The 15,419-nt window shown below is 74.8% G+C and carries 15 protein-coding genes; 9 read left to right on the forward strand and 6 right to left on the reverse strand.

Going from position 1 to position 15,419, the window contains the following annotated elements:
• Positions 1-59: 59 nt before the first annotated feature.
• Positions 60-632, forward strand: a complete 573-nt coding sequence (locus IH50_RS0122830) for a helix-turn-helix domain-containing protein (RefSeq protein WP_030865334.1) — start codon at positions 60-62, stop codon at positions 630-632.
• Positions 633-655: 23 nt separating this feature from the next.
• Positions 656-1,213 carry a YbaK/EbsC family protein gene (locus IH50_RS0122835; protein WP_030865337.1) on the forward strand — a complete coding sequence of 186 codons (558 nt, stop codon included), beginning with the start codon at positions 656-658 and terminating at the stop codon, positions 1,211-1,213.
• A 68-nt stretch (positions 1,214-1,281) separates the two neighbouring features.
• Here the strand turns inward: IH50_RS0122835 and IH50_RS0122840 are convergent, their stop codons facing one another.
• Positions 1,282-2,310 (reverse strand): cation diffusion facilitator family transporter, encoded by a 1,029-nt coding sequence (locus IH50_RS0122840; RefSeq protein WP_030865339.1) that lies wholly within the window; start codon positions 2,308-2,310, stop codon positions 1,282-1,284.
• Between the two features lie 60 nt (positions 2,311-2,370).
• On the opposite strand from IH50_RS0122840, the gene IH50_RS0122845 reads away from it, so the two are divergent.
• Complete coding sequence (locus IH50_RS0122845) at positions 2,371-2,730, forward strand: ArsR/SmtB family transcription factor (protein ID WP_030865342.1); 360 nt, start codon at positions 2,371-2,373, stop codon at positions 2,728-2,730.
• Positions 2,731-2,740: 10 nt separating this feature from the next.
• Here the strand turns inward: IH50_RS0122845 and IH50_RS0122850 are convergent, their stop codons facing one another.
• Complete coding sequence (locus IH50_RS0122850; protein ID WP_030865345.1) at positions 2,741-3,964, reverse strand: 4-hydroxybenzoate 3-monooxygenase; 1,224 nt, start codon at positions 3,962-3,964, stop codon at positions 2,741-2,743.
• A 38-nt stretch (positions 3,965-4,002) separates the two neighbouring features.
• Positions 4,003-4,410, reverse strand: coding sequence for a CoA-binding protein (locus tag IH50_RS0122855; RefSeq protein ID WP_030865347.1), 408 nt, complete (start codon positions 4,408-4,410; stop codon positions 4,003-4,005).
• A gap of 201 nt (positions 4,411-4,611) precedes the next feature.
• Here IH50_RS0122855 and IH50_RS0122860 point away from each other — a divergent pair, with 201 nt between their 5' ends.
• Genes IH50_RS0122860 through IH50_RS0122870 form a run of 3 tightly spaced genes read left to right on the forward strand, consistent with a single transcriptional unit; the run spans position 4,612 to position 6,519 of the window.
• The gene (locus tag IH50_RS0122860) at positions 4,612-5,325 is read left to right on the forward strand and encodes a hypothetical protein (protein WP_030865350.1); all 714 of its coding nucleotides are present in this window, start codon (positions 4,612-4,614) and stop codon (positions 5,323-5,325) included.
• Positions 5,322-5,864 (forward strand): SixA phosphatase family protein, encoded by a 543-nt coding sequence (locus IH50_RS0122865; RefSeq protein ID WP_030865352.1) that lies wholly within the window; start codon positions 5,322-5,324, stop codon positions 5,862-5,864. Before IH50_RS0122860 ends, IH50_RS0122865 begins: the two co-directional genes overlap by 4 nt.
• A gap of 28 nt (positions 5,865-5,892) precedes the next feature.
• The gene (locus tag IH50_RS0122870) at positions 5,893-6,519 is read left to right on the forward strand and encodes a YigZ family protein (RefSeq protein ID WP_030865356.1); all 627 of its coding nucleotides are present in this window, start codon (positions 5,893-5,895) and stop codon (positions 6,517-6,519) included.
• A 154-nt stretch (positions 6,520-6,673) separates the two neighbouring features.
• Here the strand turns inward: IH50_RS0122870 and amcB are convergent, their stop codons facing one another.
• Both amcB and IH50_RS0122885 read right to left on the reverse strand, forming a co-directional pair.
• Positions 6,674-7,822 carry a cyclophane-forming radical SAM peptide maturase AmcB gene (gene amcB / locus IH50_RS0122880; RefSeq protein WP_030865362.1) on the reverse strand — a complete coding sequence of 383 codons (1,149 nt, stop codon included), beginning with the start codon at positions 7,820-7,822 and terminating at the stop codon, positions 6,674-6,676.
• Positions 7,819-10,086 carry a tetratricopeptide repeat protein gene (locus tag IH50_RS0122885; protein WP_158801293.1) on the reverse strand — a complete coding sequence of 756 codons (2,268 nt, stop codon included), beginning with the start codon at positions 10,084-10,086 and terminating at the stop codon, positions 7,819-7,821. The genes amcB and IH50_RS0122885 overlap by 4 nt, the downstream gene beginning before the upstream one ends.
• A 150-nt stretch (positions 10,087-10,236) precedes the next feature.
• On the opposite strand from IH50_RS0122885, the gene IH50_RS0122890 reads away from it, so the two are divergent.
• Together IH50_RS0122890 and IH50_RS0122895 are read left to right on the forward strand one after the other, a co-directional pair.
• Complete coding sequence (locus IH50_RS0122890; RefSeq protein WP_030865368.1) at positions 10,237-11,400, forward strand: exonuclease SbcCD subunit D; 1,164 nt, start codon at positions 10,237-10,239, stop codon at positions 11,398-11,400.
• Entirely contained in the window at positions 11,397-14,390 is a 2,994-nt protein-coding gene (locus tag IH50_RS0122895; RefSeq protein ID WP_030865371.1) for an AAA family ATPase, read from the forward strand. Before IH50_RS0122890 ends, IH50_RS0122895 begins: the two co-directional genes overlap by 4 nt.
• Before the next feature lie 10 nt (positions 14,391-14,400).
• On the opposite strand, the gene IH50_RS0122900 is transcribed toward IH50_RS0122895, so the two are convergent.
• Positions 14,401-14,847, reverse strand: coding sequence for an Lrp/AsnC family transcriptional regulator (locus IH50_RS0122900; protein WP_030865375.1), 447 nt, complete (start codon positions 14,845-14,847; stop codon positions 14,401-14,403).
• Positions 14,848-14,941: 94 nt separating this feature from the next.
• On the opposite strand from IH50_RS0122900, the gene IH50_RS0122905 reads away from it, so the two are divergent.
• Positions 14,942-15,418: a rhodanese-like domain-containing protein gene (locus IH50_RS0122905; protein WP_030865380.1), complete on the forward strand. Its 477-nt coding sequence runs from the start codon at positions 14,942-14,944 to the stop codon at positions 15,416-15,418.
• Position 15,419 lies beyond the last annotated feature (1 nt).

Here is a 15,419-nt window from a genome sequence, read left to right on the forward strand (position 1 = left end):
CCGCGGCAGCCGGACACGGAGCCCCGGTCGCCCCACCTGCTGGACGGAACGGACGGAACGTGTCGGACCTCGACCTGCTGACCCAGTCCCTGGCGCGCAACGTCAGACGCTGGCGCACCGAGCGCGGTTTCACGCTGGACGCGCTCGCCGCGCGGGCCGGTGTCAGCCGCGGCATGCTCATTCAGATCGAACAGGCCCGCACCAACCCGAGCATCGGCACGGTCGTCAAGATCGGCGACGCGCTCGGCGTCAGCGTCCCCACCCTGCTCGACTACGAGCGGGGCCCGGAGGTCCGGATCGTCCCCGCCGACCAGACCGTGCGGCTGTGGCACACCGAGGGCGGCAGCTACAGCCGGCTGCTCGCCGGCACCGAGGCGCCCGGTCCGCTGGAGATGTGGGACTGGCGGCTCATGCCGGGCGAGAGCAGCGACTCCGACCCGCACCCCGCCGGCACGGTCGAACTCGTCCACGTCACGTCCGGGGAACTGACCCTCACCGTCGGCGGAACGGAGCACCGGGTGCCGGCCGGCGCCAGTGCCTCCTTCGAGGCCGACACGCCGCACACGTACGGCAACCGGGGCGACGCCCCGATGGAGATGATCATGACGGTCTCGGTGCCTCCCGTGCACTGAGGCGCCCCTGTTACGGTGCGGCCATGCGCGCACCCATCGGAGACTTCGACCACGCCACCCCCGCCCCCGACTGCCTCGACGAGCTGACCGCCCCGGTCGCCGCCGCCGTCCGCGCCTGGAGCGGCAGCGTCCCCGCGGACCAGATCCTCTACGTCGACACCGACCCGCGCTGGGCGGACACCACCGTCTTCGTCGAGCACTACGGCCGGGAGCTGCTGGAGCGGTCGGCGAACTGCGTGGTGGTGGCGGGCAAGCGGGGCGGAGAGACCACGCTCGCCGCCTGTGTCGTCCTGTCCACCACCCGGCTCGACGTCAACGGCGTCGTACGGCGTCACCTCGGCGCTCGCAAGGCGTCCTTCGCCCCGATGGACACGGCCACGGGGGAGACCGGCATGGAGTACGGCGGCATCACCCCGGTCGGACTGCCCGGCGACTGGCCGGTACTGGTGGACGCGGCCGTCGTGGACCTGCCGTATGTGCTCGTCGGCAGCGGCCGACGGCGCGGCAAGCTGCTGGTGCCGGGCAAGGCGTTCGCGGAGCTGCCCGGATCGGTCGTACTGGAGGGGCTGGGAGTGGCCTGACCGGTCGTACTGGAGGGGCTGGGAGCGGCCTGACCGGTCGTGCCGGAAGGGCCGGGAGCGGCCTGAGCTCACCGCACCGCGTGGTGGGCGAGCGGCAGGTGCGGATCCGCCGCGCCGGGCACCGGTTCCGGGTCGGCGTGGACCAGGGCCGCGGTCAGCCGGGGGACGGCGTGCAGCAGCGCGTGCTCGGCCTCGACGGCGACGCGATGGGCCGCGCGCACCGTCGCCTCGCCGTCCACCACGACCGCCACCTCCGCGCGCAGCCGATGGCCGATCCAGCGCAGCCGCAGCTCGCCCACCCCGCGCACCCCCGGAACCGCCGTCAGGGCCCGTTCGGCCCGGTCCACCAGTGCCGGGTCGACGGCGTCCATCACCCGCCGGAACACCTCCCGCGCGGCGTCCCGCAGCACGCACACGATCGCCGCCGTGATCGCCAGCCCCACCACCGGGTCCGCGTACCGCCACCCCAGGGCCGAGCCGCCGGCGCCCAGCAGCACCGCCAGCGAGGTGAACCCGTCCGTACGGGCGTGCAGCCCGTCGGCGACCAGCGCGGCCGAGCCGATGTCACGCCCGACCCGGATGCGGTACCGGGCCACCCACTCGTTGCCCGCGACCCCGGCCAGCGCCGCGACGGCGACCGCCGGGACGTGTGCGACCGGGCGCGGGTCCAGCAGCCGGTCGAACGCCGTCCAGCCGGCGAAGGCCGCGGACGCGGCGATCGTCAGCACGATCGCGATGCCCGCCAGGTCCTCCGCGCGCCCGTAGCCGTAGGTGAAACGGCGGGTGGCGGCGCGCCGCCCCAGGACGAAGGCGATGCCCAGCGGCACGGCGGTCAGCGCGTCCGCCGCGTTGTGCACCGTGTCGCCGAGCAGCGCCACCGAGCCCGACACGGCCACCACGGCCGCCTGCGCCAGCGCCGTCACGCCCAGCACCGCGAGCGAGACCCACAGGGCGCGCATGCCCCGGGCCGAGGACTCCAGCGCGGAGTCGAGCTTGTCCGCGGTCTCGTGGGAGTGCGGGGTGAGGAGGTGGGCGAGGCGGTGCAGCGGTGAGGCCCGGTGGTGCCCGTGCTCATGACGGTGGTGGCGGTCGCTCACGGTCGTCCCCTTCCGGTGCGCGGGTGGACACGGCGGCGCCCACCCCACCATTATGTGCGTATGAGCGCACGCATGCACTTGTCACCTGCGCACGGCGCGCACCCGCGCACTCCCGGCGAGGAGCACTTCGCGCTCGCGGCGGAACTGCTCGCCCTGCTCGGCGACCGCACCCGGCTGACCCTGCTGCACGCCCTGACCGGCGGCGAGGCCGACGTCACCACGCTCACCGAGGCCTGCGGCGCGGCCCGGCCCGCGGTCAGCCAGCATCTGGCGCGACTGCGGCTCGCGGGTCTCGTGGACACCCGCAAGAAGGGCCGCCGGGTGATCTACTCCCTGCGCGACGGCCATCTGCGGCGGCTGGTGGACGAGGCGCTGAACGTGGCCGACCACCGGATCGGCGACCGGCCTCCGCACGACTGACGGGCCCGCCTCAGTACCGCGCGGCCGTGCCCAGGTACTGCTCCGCGAAGGCGGCAGCGGCGGCGGGGGAGGAGAACAGGCGGCGCAGCCGGGCGACCGTGGTGCCCGCGCGGAACGGGTCGCCCGCCGCACTGCCGTGGTACAGCTCCGACAGCCACTGCGAGAACTCCTGGTAGTCCCACACGCGCCGCAGACACTCCTGCGAGTAACCGGCCAGTCCGCTGTCGTCGCCCTCGGCCAGCCGGGCGACCAGCGCGTCGCCGAGCAGGAACGCGTCGTGCAGGGCGAGGTTCAGGCCCTTGGCGGCGATCGGCGCGACCAGGTGGGCCGCGTCCCCGGCCAGGAAGAGCCGGCCGGACGCCATCGGCTCGGTGACGTAGTCGTGCATGTCCAGTACGCGCTTCTCGATCAGCCGCCCCTCGGTGAGCGGGGCCGCTCCGGCCGCCCCGAGCCGGCGCCGCAGCTCGGCCCAGACCCGCTCGTGCGGCCAGTCGTCCGGGTCGTCGCCGGGCGGGCACTGGAGGTAGTAGCGGGTCACCTCGGGGCTGCGGGGCATCTGACCGGCGAAGCCGTCCGGATGGCAGCCGAACAGGACGCAGTCGGCGGACGGCGGCGCCTCGGCGAGCAGGGCCAGCCAGCCGATGCCGTAGTCGTGCCGTGCCACCCGGGCCCGCCCCGGAGCGAGGGCGGCCCTGGTCACCCCGCGGGCCCCGTCGCAGCCCGCGACGAAGTCACAGGCGACGACCTCCCGCCGGCCGGTCTCCGGACAGACGTACGACACCGAGGGACGGTCGCCGTCCAGGTCGTGCAGCCGCACGTCGCGCACACCGAACCGCACGGCCCCGCCCCGCACGTCCGCGTACTCCCGCACCAGGTCCGTCACCAGCGACGGCTGCGGGTACACCCAGTGGTGACTTCCCGTCAGCTCCCGGTACGAGAAGCGGTACCGCTCCCCGCCGAAGCGGAACTCGCACGCGGTGTGCAGCCCGGCCCGCTCCAGCAGGTTCCGCGCGAGGCCCCGCCGCTCCAGACCCCGTACCGCCCGCTCCTCGATCACCCCGGCCCGCGGCCGCCGCTCGATGAACTCCCGGCTCTCCGTCTCCAGGACCAGACACTCCAGACCGGCCGCCCGCAGGATGTTGCCCACGGTGAGCCCGGCGGGCCCGGCACCCACGACGACGACCGGAAAGCGTCGCGGGGAAAGGGAGTCGAGGCGGGGAGAACGCTCGTCCATCGCGCCATTATGGCGGCCCGGCGCCCCCGGGACAGGCCCTAACCGAGCCGGGGTATCTCGATCGCCGGGCAGCGGTCCATCACCATCTCCAGGCCCGCCGCGCGGGTCCGCTCGTAGGCCGCCTCGTCGATGACGCCGAGCTGGAACCACACCGCCCCGGCGCCCCTGGCCACCGCCTCGTCCGCGACGGCCCCGGCCAGGTCGCTGTTGACGAACACGTCCACGACGTCCACCGGGAAGGGGATGTCCGCGAGGGAGGCGTAGCCCTGCTCGCCGTGCACGGTCTCGGCCTTCGGGTGCACCGGCACCACCCGCTTGCCGAACCGCTGGAGCACCTGGGCGACCCCGTACGCCGCGCGCTGCCGGTTCGACGACAGGCCGACCACGGCCCAGGTGTCACCGAGTCCGGTGAGGATCTTGCGGACCGTCGCCTCGTCGCCGTACACCGTCGGCCTCCCGGGAGTCGTGAAACAGCTGTCGCCCCGCACAACGAAGCGGGACGCGTGGTGATTCCCGAAACCGCCCGTCTCCGCCGGGAGGTGGACTGTACCGGCCACCGGGCCGCCCGGCGCCGGGAACCGCACACGGTGACCCGAAAAGCGGCCCGGATACCTGCGTACGCCCGCTCACGCGCCTACGCTCGCCTCGTGCTGCGCATCACCGACGCCCGAACCGGCGAACCCGTGGACGCCGCCCCCGCCCGGCGGGGCCTGATCCGGGTCGAGGCCCACACCCAGGGGTCCGACCCGACGAACCTGCGTGTGCTGCTCGTCGCCGACCTGCTCGTACGCGCCCTGGAACTCGGCGGCACGCCGGTCTGGGCGCTGCTCACCGGCGACCGGCGGCGGGCGGAACTCCGCGCGGCGGGCGCGGCCCTCGGGGTCCGGCCCTTCGAGGACGGCGGGGACACCGGCACCGGTCTGGGCGAGGCCCAGGTGCTGCACGTGGTGAGCGAGGGCGGCGCGACACCCGACGGAGTGCGCGTCGCCGTGGCCCCCGCGCACGGGGAGGCGGCCGGCGCCGACCCCGCCGCCCTGCGCCTGGCTCTGCTCGCCCGCCCCAGAAGCGAGCCCGTGACGATCGGCCCGGCCGTCCTGGGCGACGCCGCCGCAGCCCTCGACCGCTGGCGCCGCGCGGTCGCCGACTGGGCGCGACGGCCCTCGAAGCCGGTCCCCGACGCGGTACGCGCCGATCTGCGCACCGCGTGGGAGGACGATCTCGACACGGCCGGCGTGCTGGGCGTCCTCCGCGCGGTGGAGACGGACCCCGGCCTGGCGGACGGCGCCCGCTTCGAGACGTACGCCTACGCCGACCGGCTGCTCGGTCTCGACCTCACCCGGGACCTGGGGTCCCCGGCATGATCGAGCGTGCCGGGCCGGGACCGCTGCGCCGTCTGGTCGTCCTGCGCCACGCCAAGTCCGCCCGGCCGGAAGGCGTCACCGACCACGAGCGTCCCCTCGCCCCGCGCGGCCTCCGGGACGCCCCCGCCGCCGGACGCGCGCTCGCCCAGGCCGACTGCCTGCCGGGCCTCGCCCTGTGCTCCACCGCCGTCCGGGCCCGCCGCACCTGGGAGCTGGCCGCCGCGCAGTGGGGCACGCCCCCGCCGGTCCGCCACGACCCCCGCCTGTACCACGCCGACGTCCCCGGGCTGCTGGACGTGGTGCGCGAGACACCGGCCGAGGTCGAGACGCTGCTGCTGATCGGACACAACCCGGGCCTTGAGGACCTCGTCCTGACCCTGGCCGGCGACGGCCTGGACGACACCCTGGACCGGATCCGCGCCACGTTCCCCACCTCCGCGATCGCCGTGCTGTCCTGGCGCGGCGCCGCATGGCGGGACCTCGTTCCGGGCGCCGCCCTCCTGACGTCGCTGACCGTGCCCCGGGGCGGGCGACGGTAGCCCGCGCGGGGACGCATAGGCTGGCCGGATGCAGGACGAGTACCGCACCGTCGCCCGCGCGGGTGTGCACGAGACCGAGATCAACCGCTCCCGCTTCCTGTGCGCCCTCGCCCCGGCGGCCACCGAGCAGGAGGCGCAGGACTTCGTCGCGGCCGTCCGCAAGGAGCACGCCGACGCCACCCACAACTGCTGGGCCTACGTCATCGGCGCCGACGCCTCCACCCAGAAGGCCAGCGACGACGGGGAGCCCGGCGGCACCGCCGGCGTCCCCATGCTCCAGATGCTGCTCCGCCGCGACATGCGGTACGTCGTCGCCGTCGTCACCCGCTACTACGGCGGTGTCAAGCTCGGCGCCGGCGGCCTCATCCGCGCGTACGGCGGCGCCGTCGGCGAGGCACTGGACACCCTCGGCACGATCACCCGGCGCCGCTTCCGGCTGGCCACCGTGACCGTCGGCCACCAGCGGGCCGGCAAGGTCGAGAACGACCTGCGTGCCACCGGACGCGAGGTGCGCGACGTGCGCTACGGCGAGGAGGTCACGATCGAGATCGGCCTCCCGGACGCCGACGTGGACGCCTTCCGCACCTGGCTCGCCGACGTCACCGCCGGGTCGGCGGGGTTCGAGCTGGGCGGGGAGGCGTACGGGGACGCCTGAGGGGACTCACGAGACGGGCTCGTGCAGCGGGATGGGGTCGGAGCCGCCCGAATAGAGGGTCACGGCGTGCGTGCACGGGGCGTCTCCGCAGTCCTCGCAGACTTCGGCAGCCGGCGGGGGGAACAGCTCCGCACCGAGGGACCGCATGCGGGCCTCAACCGTGGGCTCTTCCGGCGACTCGTTCCGCATCGCGCATCACTCCTTCCACCAGAAGTTTTCTGCCGTTGCGGCAGAAGAGGGTCTCGGTCGCGTCCAGTCGGCCCGTCTCGAAGTACTTGTTGGCGGCCTGCCCGCCGCGGCAGTAGGCGAACAGGTCGCACACGGCGTGACAGGCGTCCACCCCGGCCAGGGCTTCGGCGACCCACGCGACCTCCTCGGCACGGGCGAGGCAGCCGGCCAGCCCCCGTTCCCGCACGTCGCCGACGGTGAACCGGCCGTGACGCGCGGAGGAGAAGCCGGCGAGGTCCGGGCTGAGCGGCACCACCTGCCCGTCCCAGGTGACCATGGGAAGCGGATCGACCGGCAGGCCGGCCCACCGTCCGGCCACACCGGCCAGCTCCGCCCTGACATACCGCCAGGCGTGCTCCAGGTCCCGCAGCGCCGTACGCCGGTCGGCGCGCCCACGAGCGGCCAGCGCGGCCCAGAACTCCGCGATGTTCTCGTCGTCGTGGAGGATCCCGGCATGCACGCCCTTGCGTTCCACCAGGTTCACCCCCAGAACGCGGCAGCCGAGAGCGGTGAACCACTGATGCAGTTCGGCCGCCTTGCGCGGGGACGGGTCGGACACGACGGCGACGGCCCCGAACGCGATGCCGTGCTTCTTGAGCAGCTCGATGCCGCGCAGCACGCGGTCCGTCGCCTCCCGGCCGGCGCGGTCCACCCGGTCGGTGCCGGGGCCGGGACCGTCGACACTGACGGAGACTTCGATCCGCCGCTCCGTGAACAGCCGGCACCACGCCTCGTCGATGAGCGAGGCATTGGTCTGCACGGCGTGCCGTACCGGGTGCCCACGGCCCGGAGGAAACCGGTCGAACAGCTCCCGCAGCCGGGACACCCCCGTGGCGAGTGGCTCGCCGCCGTGCCACAGCACGGTGACCGGGTGGTGTTCCGACCAGGAGTCGACGGTCCCCGCGACGGCGTCGGCGACCTCGTCGGACATCACGCGGGCGAGCCCACGGGAGGGCAGGTAGCAGTAGCGGCAGTCGAGGTTGCACAGCGGGGTCGGCTGGAGCAGGACGCGGGAACTGGTCTTCGCCAGTCGTGCGGCCGGGGCGGCGAGGGCCGGTGGCGGCGGCCGCGTCATCGGCTCCCCGCTTCCCCGAGCGCTTCTTCCTCCCTGTGCCCGGCGGCGGTGAGGAGCTTCAGCGTCTCGTCCTCGCCGTAGCGGTCGGCGACCTCCCGGTAGAGGCACAGCGCCTGGAGATGGGCCGCGACGGCCTCGTCGAGGCGGCCCGCGCGCCGCAGTGCGACTCCGAGGTCGTTGGCGGCGATCGCCTGGCCGTGCCGATGGCCCACCTCCTGCTGCTCCCGTACGGCGAGCAGGTGGGCGTCGACGGCCTCGTCGAGGCGGCCCAGCGCGGACAGGGCGACACCGAAGTCGTTCCACGCCGTGGCGGTACGTTCCCGGGCGCCCAGCTCCTGGAAGACCGCGCGAGCGGTGGTGTGCGCCGCCAGGGCTTCCTCGAGGCGCCCGGTCTCCCGGAAGGAGCGTCCCAGATTGTTCGTCGCGGTGGCCTCGTGGAACCGGTCGCCGACCGCGCGGAACATCTCGCGGGCCCGGGTGAGCGCGACGACCGACTCGTCACAGCGGCCCAGCTTGAACAGGGCGCGGCCGACGTTGTTCCAGGTCGACGCCTCAACCTGTCGGTCGCCGGCCGCGTGCACCAGCTCGCGGGCGCGTTCGTGGGCCTCGATCGACTCGTCGAACCTGCGCGCTTCGGTCAAGGAGACTCCCAGCATGTCCCAGCTCTTTCCCTCTTCGAGCCGGTCCCCGCGCGACGCGTGGATCCCGCGGGCCCGCGTGTGCGCCGCGACGGCCTCCTCGATCCTGCGGCTGTAGCGCAGGGCCAGCCCGAGAGCGTTCCACGCCCGGCCCGCGCCGAGGTCGTCGCCCAGGGCGCGTGCCGCCTCGACCGCGCACCGGTAGACGGACACGGCGTCATCGAAGTACCGCCGCCAGCTGAGATAGCCGTAAAGGCTCAGCGCCAGCTCCAGTCCGTCCCGTGCGTGGACGGGGTCGGACGCCCACAGCGCGGCGGAGACGAGGCCGGTGCGCTCGTGGTCGAGCCAGCTCAGCGCGTCCCTTCGGTCGCTGAACCCGGGGGCGGGGCCGGGACGGGACTGCACGTGCCGGTCGGCTTCCTCGGCGCGCCGCCGGTAGTGGGCGAGGAGCCGGGCCCGTGCCTGTGTGCCCTCGGCACGCAGCGACTCCTCGCGGGTCACGCGGTCCAGCGCGTAGGCGCGGACCAGGTCGTGCATGGTCCAGTAGCCGCGCACGCTGCCGGGCCCGACCAGATGGGCGCGGACCAGCACGTTCAGCTCCGGCCGAGGCAGCGCGCCGGCCCCGTACAGCATGGTGATCGCCTCATCGCTCGTCTCCGGTCCCGGGGCGAGCGCCAGCAGCCGGAACAGGCGGGAGGGGCCCGGACCGAGGCGACGGTAGGACAGGTCGAACGCGGCCCGCACGCCGCGTTCACCGTCGTCCAGGTGATCGATGACCGTGGCGGAGTCGGCCAGCTCCGCGACCAGTTCCGTCACCGGTTTGCCCGGATCGGCGATGAGCAGGGCGGCGGCGATCTGCAGCGCCAGGGGCAGATACCCGCACAGGGCGCACAGGTTCCCGGTCGCCTCGGGGGCGTCCAGGACGCGTGGGTCGGCGGGGGCGGCCGTGCGCAGGGCCACGTCCAGCACGTCGCGGGCCACCTCGGGCCGGAGGATGTCGAGACGGAGGAGGTGGGCACCGAGCTGCGGCATGGTGTCGCGGGAGGTGACGAGGACGCGGTGCGCGCCGTGGCCGGGCAGCAGCGGTCTGACCTGCCCGGGGTGCGAGGCGTTGTCCACCACGATCAGCACCGCGCCGCTCGTGCGGGCCCGTTCGGCCAGGACCGAGCGGTAGAGGCCGGCTCGTTCGTCCAGCGTCGTCGGCACGTGGGCGGCCGCCACGCCCAGGGCGCGCAGCAGGGCCTCCACGAGCTGTTCGGCTCCGGCGGGCGTCTCGTCGTAGCCGTGGCAGTCGACGAACAGCGCGCCGCCGGGGAACCAGCCGCGTTCCCGTGCCGTGTGAGCGGCTCGCACGGCCAGCGCGGTCTTGCCCACGCCGCCCAGCCCGGCCACCGCGGTCACCGGGACCGGAACGTGGCCGTCGGGGCCGGGGGCCAGTGCCGCCAGCAGCGCGTCGAGCTCCTCGGCGCGCCCGGTGAACTCGGCGGCGACCGGCGGAAGCGCGTCCTCTACGTGCGGCATGGGGCCGTAGTGGTGATGATGCTCCACCTTCTTCCCGATCGCCTCGCCCCGGAACGTCCCGTTGCGGAAGTCGATCCGGTCCCCGCTGTGTGTGTCCCCGCTCACACAGCCCATCCTGCCCTGAGAGGAAGGCCTCCGACAGGGCGGCAATCGGCAATGAATCCGACATAGCTGACGTTCATGGGATCTGTCCTGACGGGCGATACGGGAGTAACCGCCCGTGCTGTCGGGCCCTCCGGTTACGCTGCGGGGATCATGAGACTGCTGCACACTTCCGACTGGCACCTCGGCCGGTCCTTCCACCGGGTCGGCATGCTCGGTGCCCAGGCCGAGTTCATCGGCCACCTCGTCGCCACCGTGCGTGAGCGCGAGGTGGACGCGGTGGTCGTGTCGGGAGACGTGTACGACCGCGCGGTGCCGCCGCTCGCCGCGGTCGAGCTGTTCGACGACGCCCTGCACCGTCTCGCCGGCCTCGGCGTGCCGACGGTGATGATCTCCGGCAACCACGACTCGGCCCGCCGCCTCGGCGTCGGCGCCGGGCTCATGGGGCGCGCCGGCATCCACCTGCGCACCGAACCGTCCGCGTGCGGCACGCCCGTGGTGCTGTCCGACGGGCACGGGGACGTCGCCTTCTACGGGCTGCCGTACCTCGAACCCGCGCTGGTGAAGGACGAGTTCGCGGTGGAGAAGGCCGGCCACGAGCCGGTGCTCGCCGCCGCCATGGACCGCGTCCGCGCGGACCTCGCCACCCGCGCGCCCGGCACCCGCTCGGTCGTCCTCGCGCACGCCTTCGTCACCGGCGGCCAACCCAGCGACAGCGAACGGGACATCACCGTCGGCGGGGTGGCCGCCGTGCCCGCCGGGGTGTTCGACGGCGTCGACTACGTGGCGCTGGGGCACCTGCACGGCTGCCAGACCCTCACCGAGCGGGTGCGCTACTCCGGCTCCCCGCTGCCGTACTCCTTCTCCGAGGCCGCGCACCGCAAGAGCATGTGGCTCGTCGACCTGGCCGCCGACGGGGCGGTCACCGCCGAGCGGGTGGACTGCCCGGTGCCGCGCCCGCTGGCCCGGATCCGCGGCACCCTCGAGGAACTGCTCGCCGACCCCGCGCTGGCACGGCACACGGAGGCGTGGGTCGAGGCGACCCTCACCGACCCGGTCCGCCCGGCCGACCCCATGGCCCGCCTCACCGAGCGCTTCCCGCACACCCTCAGCCTCGTCTTCGACCCGGCCCGGGCGGCGGACGACCCCGCGGTCTCCTACGCCCGCCGCCTCGCCGGCCGCGACGACCAGCAGATCGCCGAGGACTTCGTCGCCCATGTGCGCGGCGCGGGACCCGACCCGCACGAGCGGGCCGTCCTGCGGGACGCCTTCGACGCGGTCCGCGCGGACGACGCGGTGCGGGAGGTGGCGCGGTGAGGCTGCACCGGCTGGACATGACGGCCTTCGGGCCCTTCGGGAGCACCCAGAGCGTCGACTTCGGGGAGCTGTCCGCCGCGGGGCTCTTCCTGCTGCACGGCCCCACCGGCGCCGGCAAGACCTCCGTCCTGGACGCCGTCTGCTACGCGCTGTACGGCTCCGTCCCCGGCGCCCGGCAGAGCGGCCAGGGCATGACCCTGCGCAGCGACCACGCCGCCCCGGGCGTCCGCACCGAGGTCACCCTCGAACTCACCGTCGCGGGACGCCGGCTGGAGATCACCCGGCAGCCGCCCTGGGAGCGTCCCAAGAAGCGCGGCACCGGTACCACACTGGACAAGGCCCAGACCTGGCTGCGCGAACGCGACGCCGCCTCGGGCACCTGGAAGGACCTCAGCCGCTCGCACCAGGAGATCGGCGAGGAGATCACCCAGCTCCTCGGCATGAGCCGGGAGCAGTTCTGTCAGGTCGTGCTGCTGCCCCAGGGCGACTTCGCGCGCTTCCTGCGCGCCGACGCCGAGGCCCGCGGCAAGCTGCTGGGCCGCCTCTTCGACACCCGCCGCTTCGCCGACGTGGAGAAGCGCCTCGCCGAACGCCGGCGGGCCGCCGAGTCCCGGGTGCGCGAGGGCGACGCCGACCTGCTCGCCGACGCGCACCGGATGCAGCAGGCCGCGGGCGGCTCCATGGAGCTGCCCGAGCTGACGCCCGGCGAACCGGGACTGGCCGAGGCCGTGCTGTCCGCCGCCGCCGTCGCCCGCAGCACCGCGCGGGAACAGCTCACCGCCGCCCGCTGCCGCCTCGCCACCGCCGAGTCCGCCCTCGCCGACGCCGGCCGCGCCCTGGACGCCGTACGCGAACGGGACCGGCTGCAACGGCGGTTCGCCGAGGCACGGGAGCGGGCGGACCGGCTCCGGGAGCGGTCCGGCGTTCATCACGAGGAGCGGGCCCGCATGGAGCGGGCCCGCAAGGCCGAGACCGTCGCCCCCGCCCTGGAGCTGCGGGACTCCGCCGGGGCCGAGCACGCACGGGCGGCCGGTGCCGAGCTGCGCGCGCGTGCCCTGCTCCCGGCGTCCCTCACGGACGCGGGGGCGGCCGGGCTCGCGGCCGCCGCCCGCCGGGCCGCCGAGGAACTGGGCGGGCTGGAGTCGGCCCGCCGCGCCGAGCGGCGACTGACGGAACTCCTCGGCGAGCGCGCCGACCTGGACCGCCAGGAACGCGCCGACGACGAAGCGCGGGAGGACGCGGAGACCTGGCTCGCGGACTGGGAGGAGACCCGTGCGGGTCTGCGGGCCGGCATCGAGTCCGCTCAGCAGGCCGCGACCATGGTCCGTGAACTCGCCGTGCGGCGCGACCCCGCGCGGCAGCGGCTGAACGCCGCGCGGCTGCGCGACCGGCTGGCCGGGGAGACGGAAACGGCCGAGGAGCAGGCCCGCGCCGCCCGGGAGCGGGCGCTCGCGGCGAAGCAGCACTGGCTCGACCTCAAGGAACAGCGGCTGAACGGCATCGCCGCCGAACTGGCCGCCGGTCTCACCGACGGCGAACCCTGCGCGGTCTGCGGCGCCACCGAACACCCCGCCCCCGCCCGCAAGACCGCCGGACACGTCGACCGCGAGACGGAGGAACGCGCCCTCGCCGGCCACCAGCACGCCGACGACCGGCGCGCGCAGGCCGAGCAGCGGCTCGGCGCCCTGCGGGAGGCGCTGGCCGCCGCGAGCGCCGAAGCCGGGGACGGCGCCACCGAACAGCTCTCCCGCGCGGTGGACGAGCTGGAACGGCAGTACGCCCAGGCCCGGGACGCCGCCTCCGTGCTGCACACCGAGCAGGAACGGCTGCGCCGCGCGGAGGACGAGCACGAGCTGCGGATCACCGCCCAGCGGGAGGCGGCCGTCCGGGCCGCCTCCCGCGTGGGCCACCGTGAGCGGCTGGACCGGGAACACGCCGCGCTGGAGGAGGAGCTGGCGCAGGCGAGGGGGGACGCCACCAGCGTGGCCGCGCGCGCCGCGGAGCTGGAGCGGAGCGTCGCACTGCTCACGGACGCCGCCGACGCCGCCCGCGCCGCCGAGGAAGCGGCCCAGCGGCTCAAGGAGGCCGACGCCCGGCTCGCCGACGCCGCCTTCCGCGCGGGCTTCGACACCCCGGAGGCCGCCGCCGAAGCCCTCCTCGACGACGCGGCCCATCGCGAGCTTCAGCGGCGCCTGGACGCCTGGCAGCACGAGGAGGCCGCCGTACGGGCCGTCCTCGCCGAGCCGGAGACCGTCGCCGCCGCACAGCAGCCGCCCGCCGATCCCGGCTCCGCGCAGCGGGCCGCCGAGGACGCCGGCCGTAGGGTGCGCGAGGCGGCCTCCGCGCGGGACGCCGCGGACAGGCGCTGTGCCGAACTCGACCGGCTCTCCGCGCGGGCCGCCGCCTCGGTGCGCCGGCTGGGTCCCCTGCGCGAGGAGTACGAGCGGGTGGCCCGTATGGCCGGACTCACCGCGGGCACCTCGGCGGACAACGAACGGAAGATGCGCCTGGAGTCGTACGTCCTCGCCGCCCGCCTGGAACAGGTCGCCGCCGCCGCGACCGCACGGCTGCACCGCATGTCGTCCGGCCGGTACACCCTCGTCCACTCCGACGACCGCACCGGCCGCGGCCGCAGCGGACTCGGACTGCACGTGGTCGACGCCTGGACCGGACGGGAGCGCGACACCGCGACCCTCTCGGGCGGCGAGACCTTCTTCGCCTCGCTCGCCCTGGCGCTCGGTCTCGCGGACGTGGTCACCGACGAGGCGGGCGGGGTCCGGCTGGACACCCTCTTCATCGACGAAGGCTTCGGCAGCCTCGACGACCAGACCCTCGACGAGGTCCTGGACGTCCTGGACTCCCTGCGCGAACGCGACCGCAGCGTGGGCATCGTCAGCCATGTCGCCGATCTGCGGCGCCGGATACACGCCCGGCTGGAGGTCGTGAAGGGACGCTCGGGCTCGGAGCTGCGCCGGCACGGCACCCGCTGAGGGCCGCGGTTCAGCGCCCCAGCGGGCGGCGCGGCAGCGGCGAGGAGTAGACGACGCTGGTGGTCACCGAGCCGAGCGTGCCGATCCGGCCCGCCACCTCCTCCAGGTGCCGCATCGAACGGGCGGCGACCTTGATGACGAAGCAGTCCTCGCCCGTCACGTGGTGCGCCTCCAGGACCTCGGGCGTCACGGCGACGAGGTCGTGGAACGGCTTGTAGTTCCCGGTCGGGTAGCGCAGCCGTACGAAGGCCAGGATCGGCAGCCCGATCCGTTCCGGGTCCACCACCGCCGCGTAGCCCCGGATGACCCCGGCCTCCTCCATGCGGCGCACTCGCTCGGTGACCGCGCTCGCGGACATCGAGACGGCACGGGCGAGTTCGGCGAAACTGGCCCGTCCCTCCCGCTGGAGGACGTCGAGGATGCGCCAGTCGGTGGCGTCCGGGGAATACGCGGTCATGCAGGAGAAGTAGCAGGGAAATCCCCGGCGGATCAAGGCGAAGGCCGGGGTTCTCCGCTTCAGGACCGGCTCCCGCGGCCGTAGTTTCTCTCCCATGACCACCACCACCGTGAACTCCGTCCTGCGCGTCGCCCCCGCCTCCCCGGCCGAGGCCGCCGCCCACTTCCGCGCGAGCCTCGCCTTCCACACCGACGTCTCCGACGTGGCCGCCGCGCTCGCGGCCGGCGGAGACCCCGGGTTCGTCCTGGTGGACTCCCGCTCCACCGAGGCCTGGGACCAGGGCCATGTCCCCGGCGCGGTGCACCTTCCCACCGCGCTCGTCCCCGAGCGGGCCGCGGAGCTCCTGGACCCGTCGGTCCCGGTCGTGACGTACTGCTGGGGCCCCGGCTGCGACGGCGCCGCCCGCGCCGCGCTCGCCCTCGCCGAACTCGGCTACCGGGTCAAGGAGATGCTCGGCGGATTCGAGTACTGGGTGCGTGAGGGCTTCGAGTGCGAGACCTGGCGGGGCCGGGAGCGCCGTACCCCCGACCCGCTGACGGCACCCGTGGACGCCGACGACTGCGGATGCTGAA

The organism is Streptomyces sp. NRRL S-37 (assembly GCF_000721605.1).
In the GTDB taxonomy this organism is placed as follows: Bacteria; Actinomycetota; Actinomycetes; order Streptomycetales; family Streptomycetaceae; genus Streptomyces.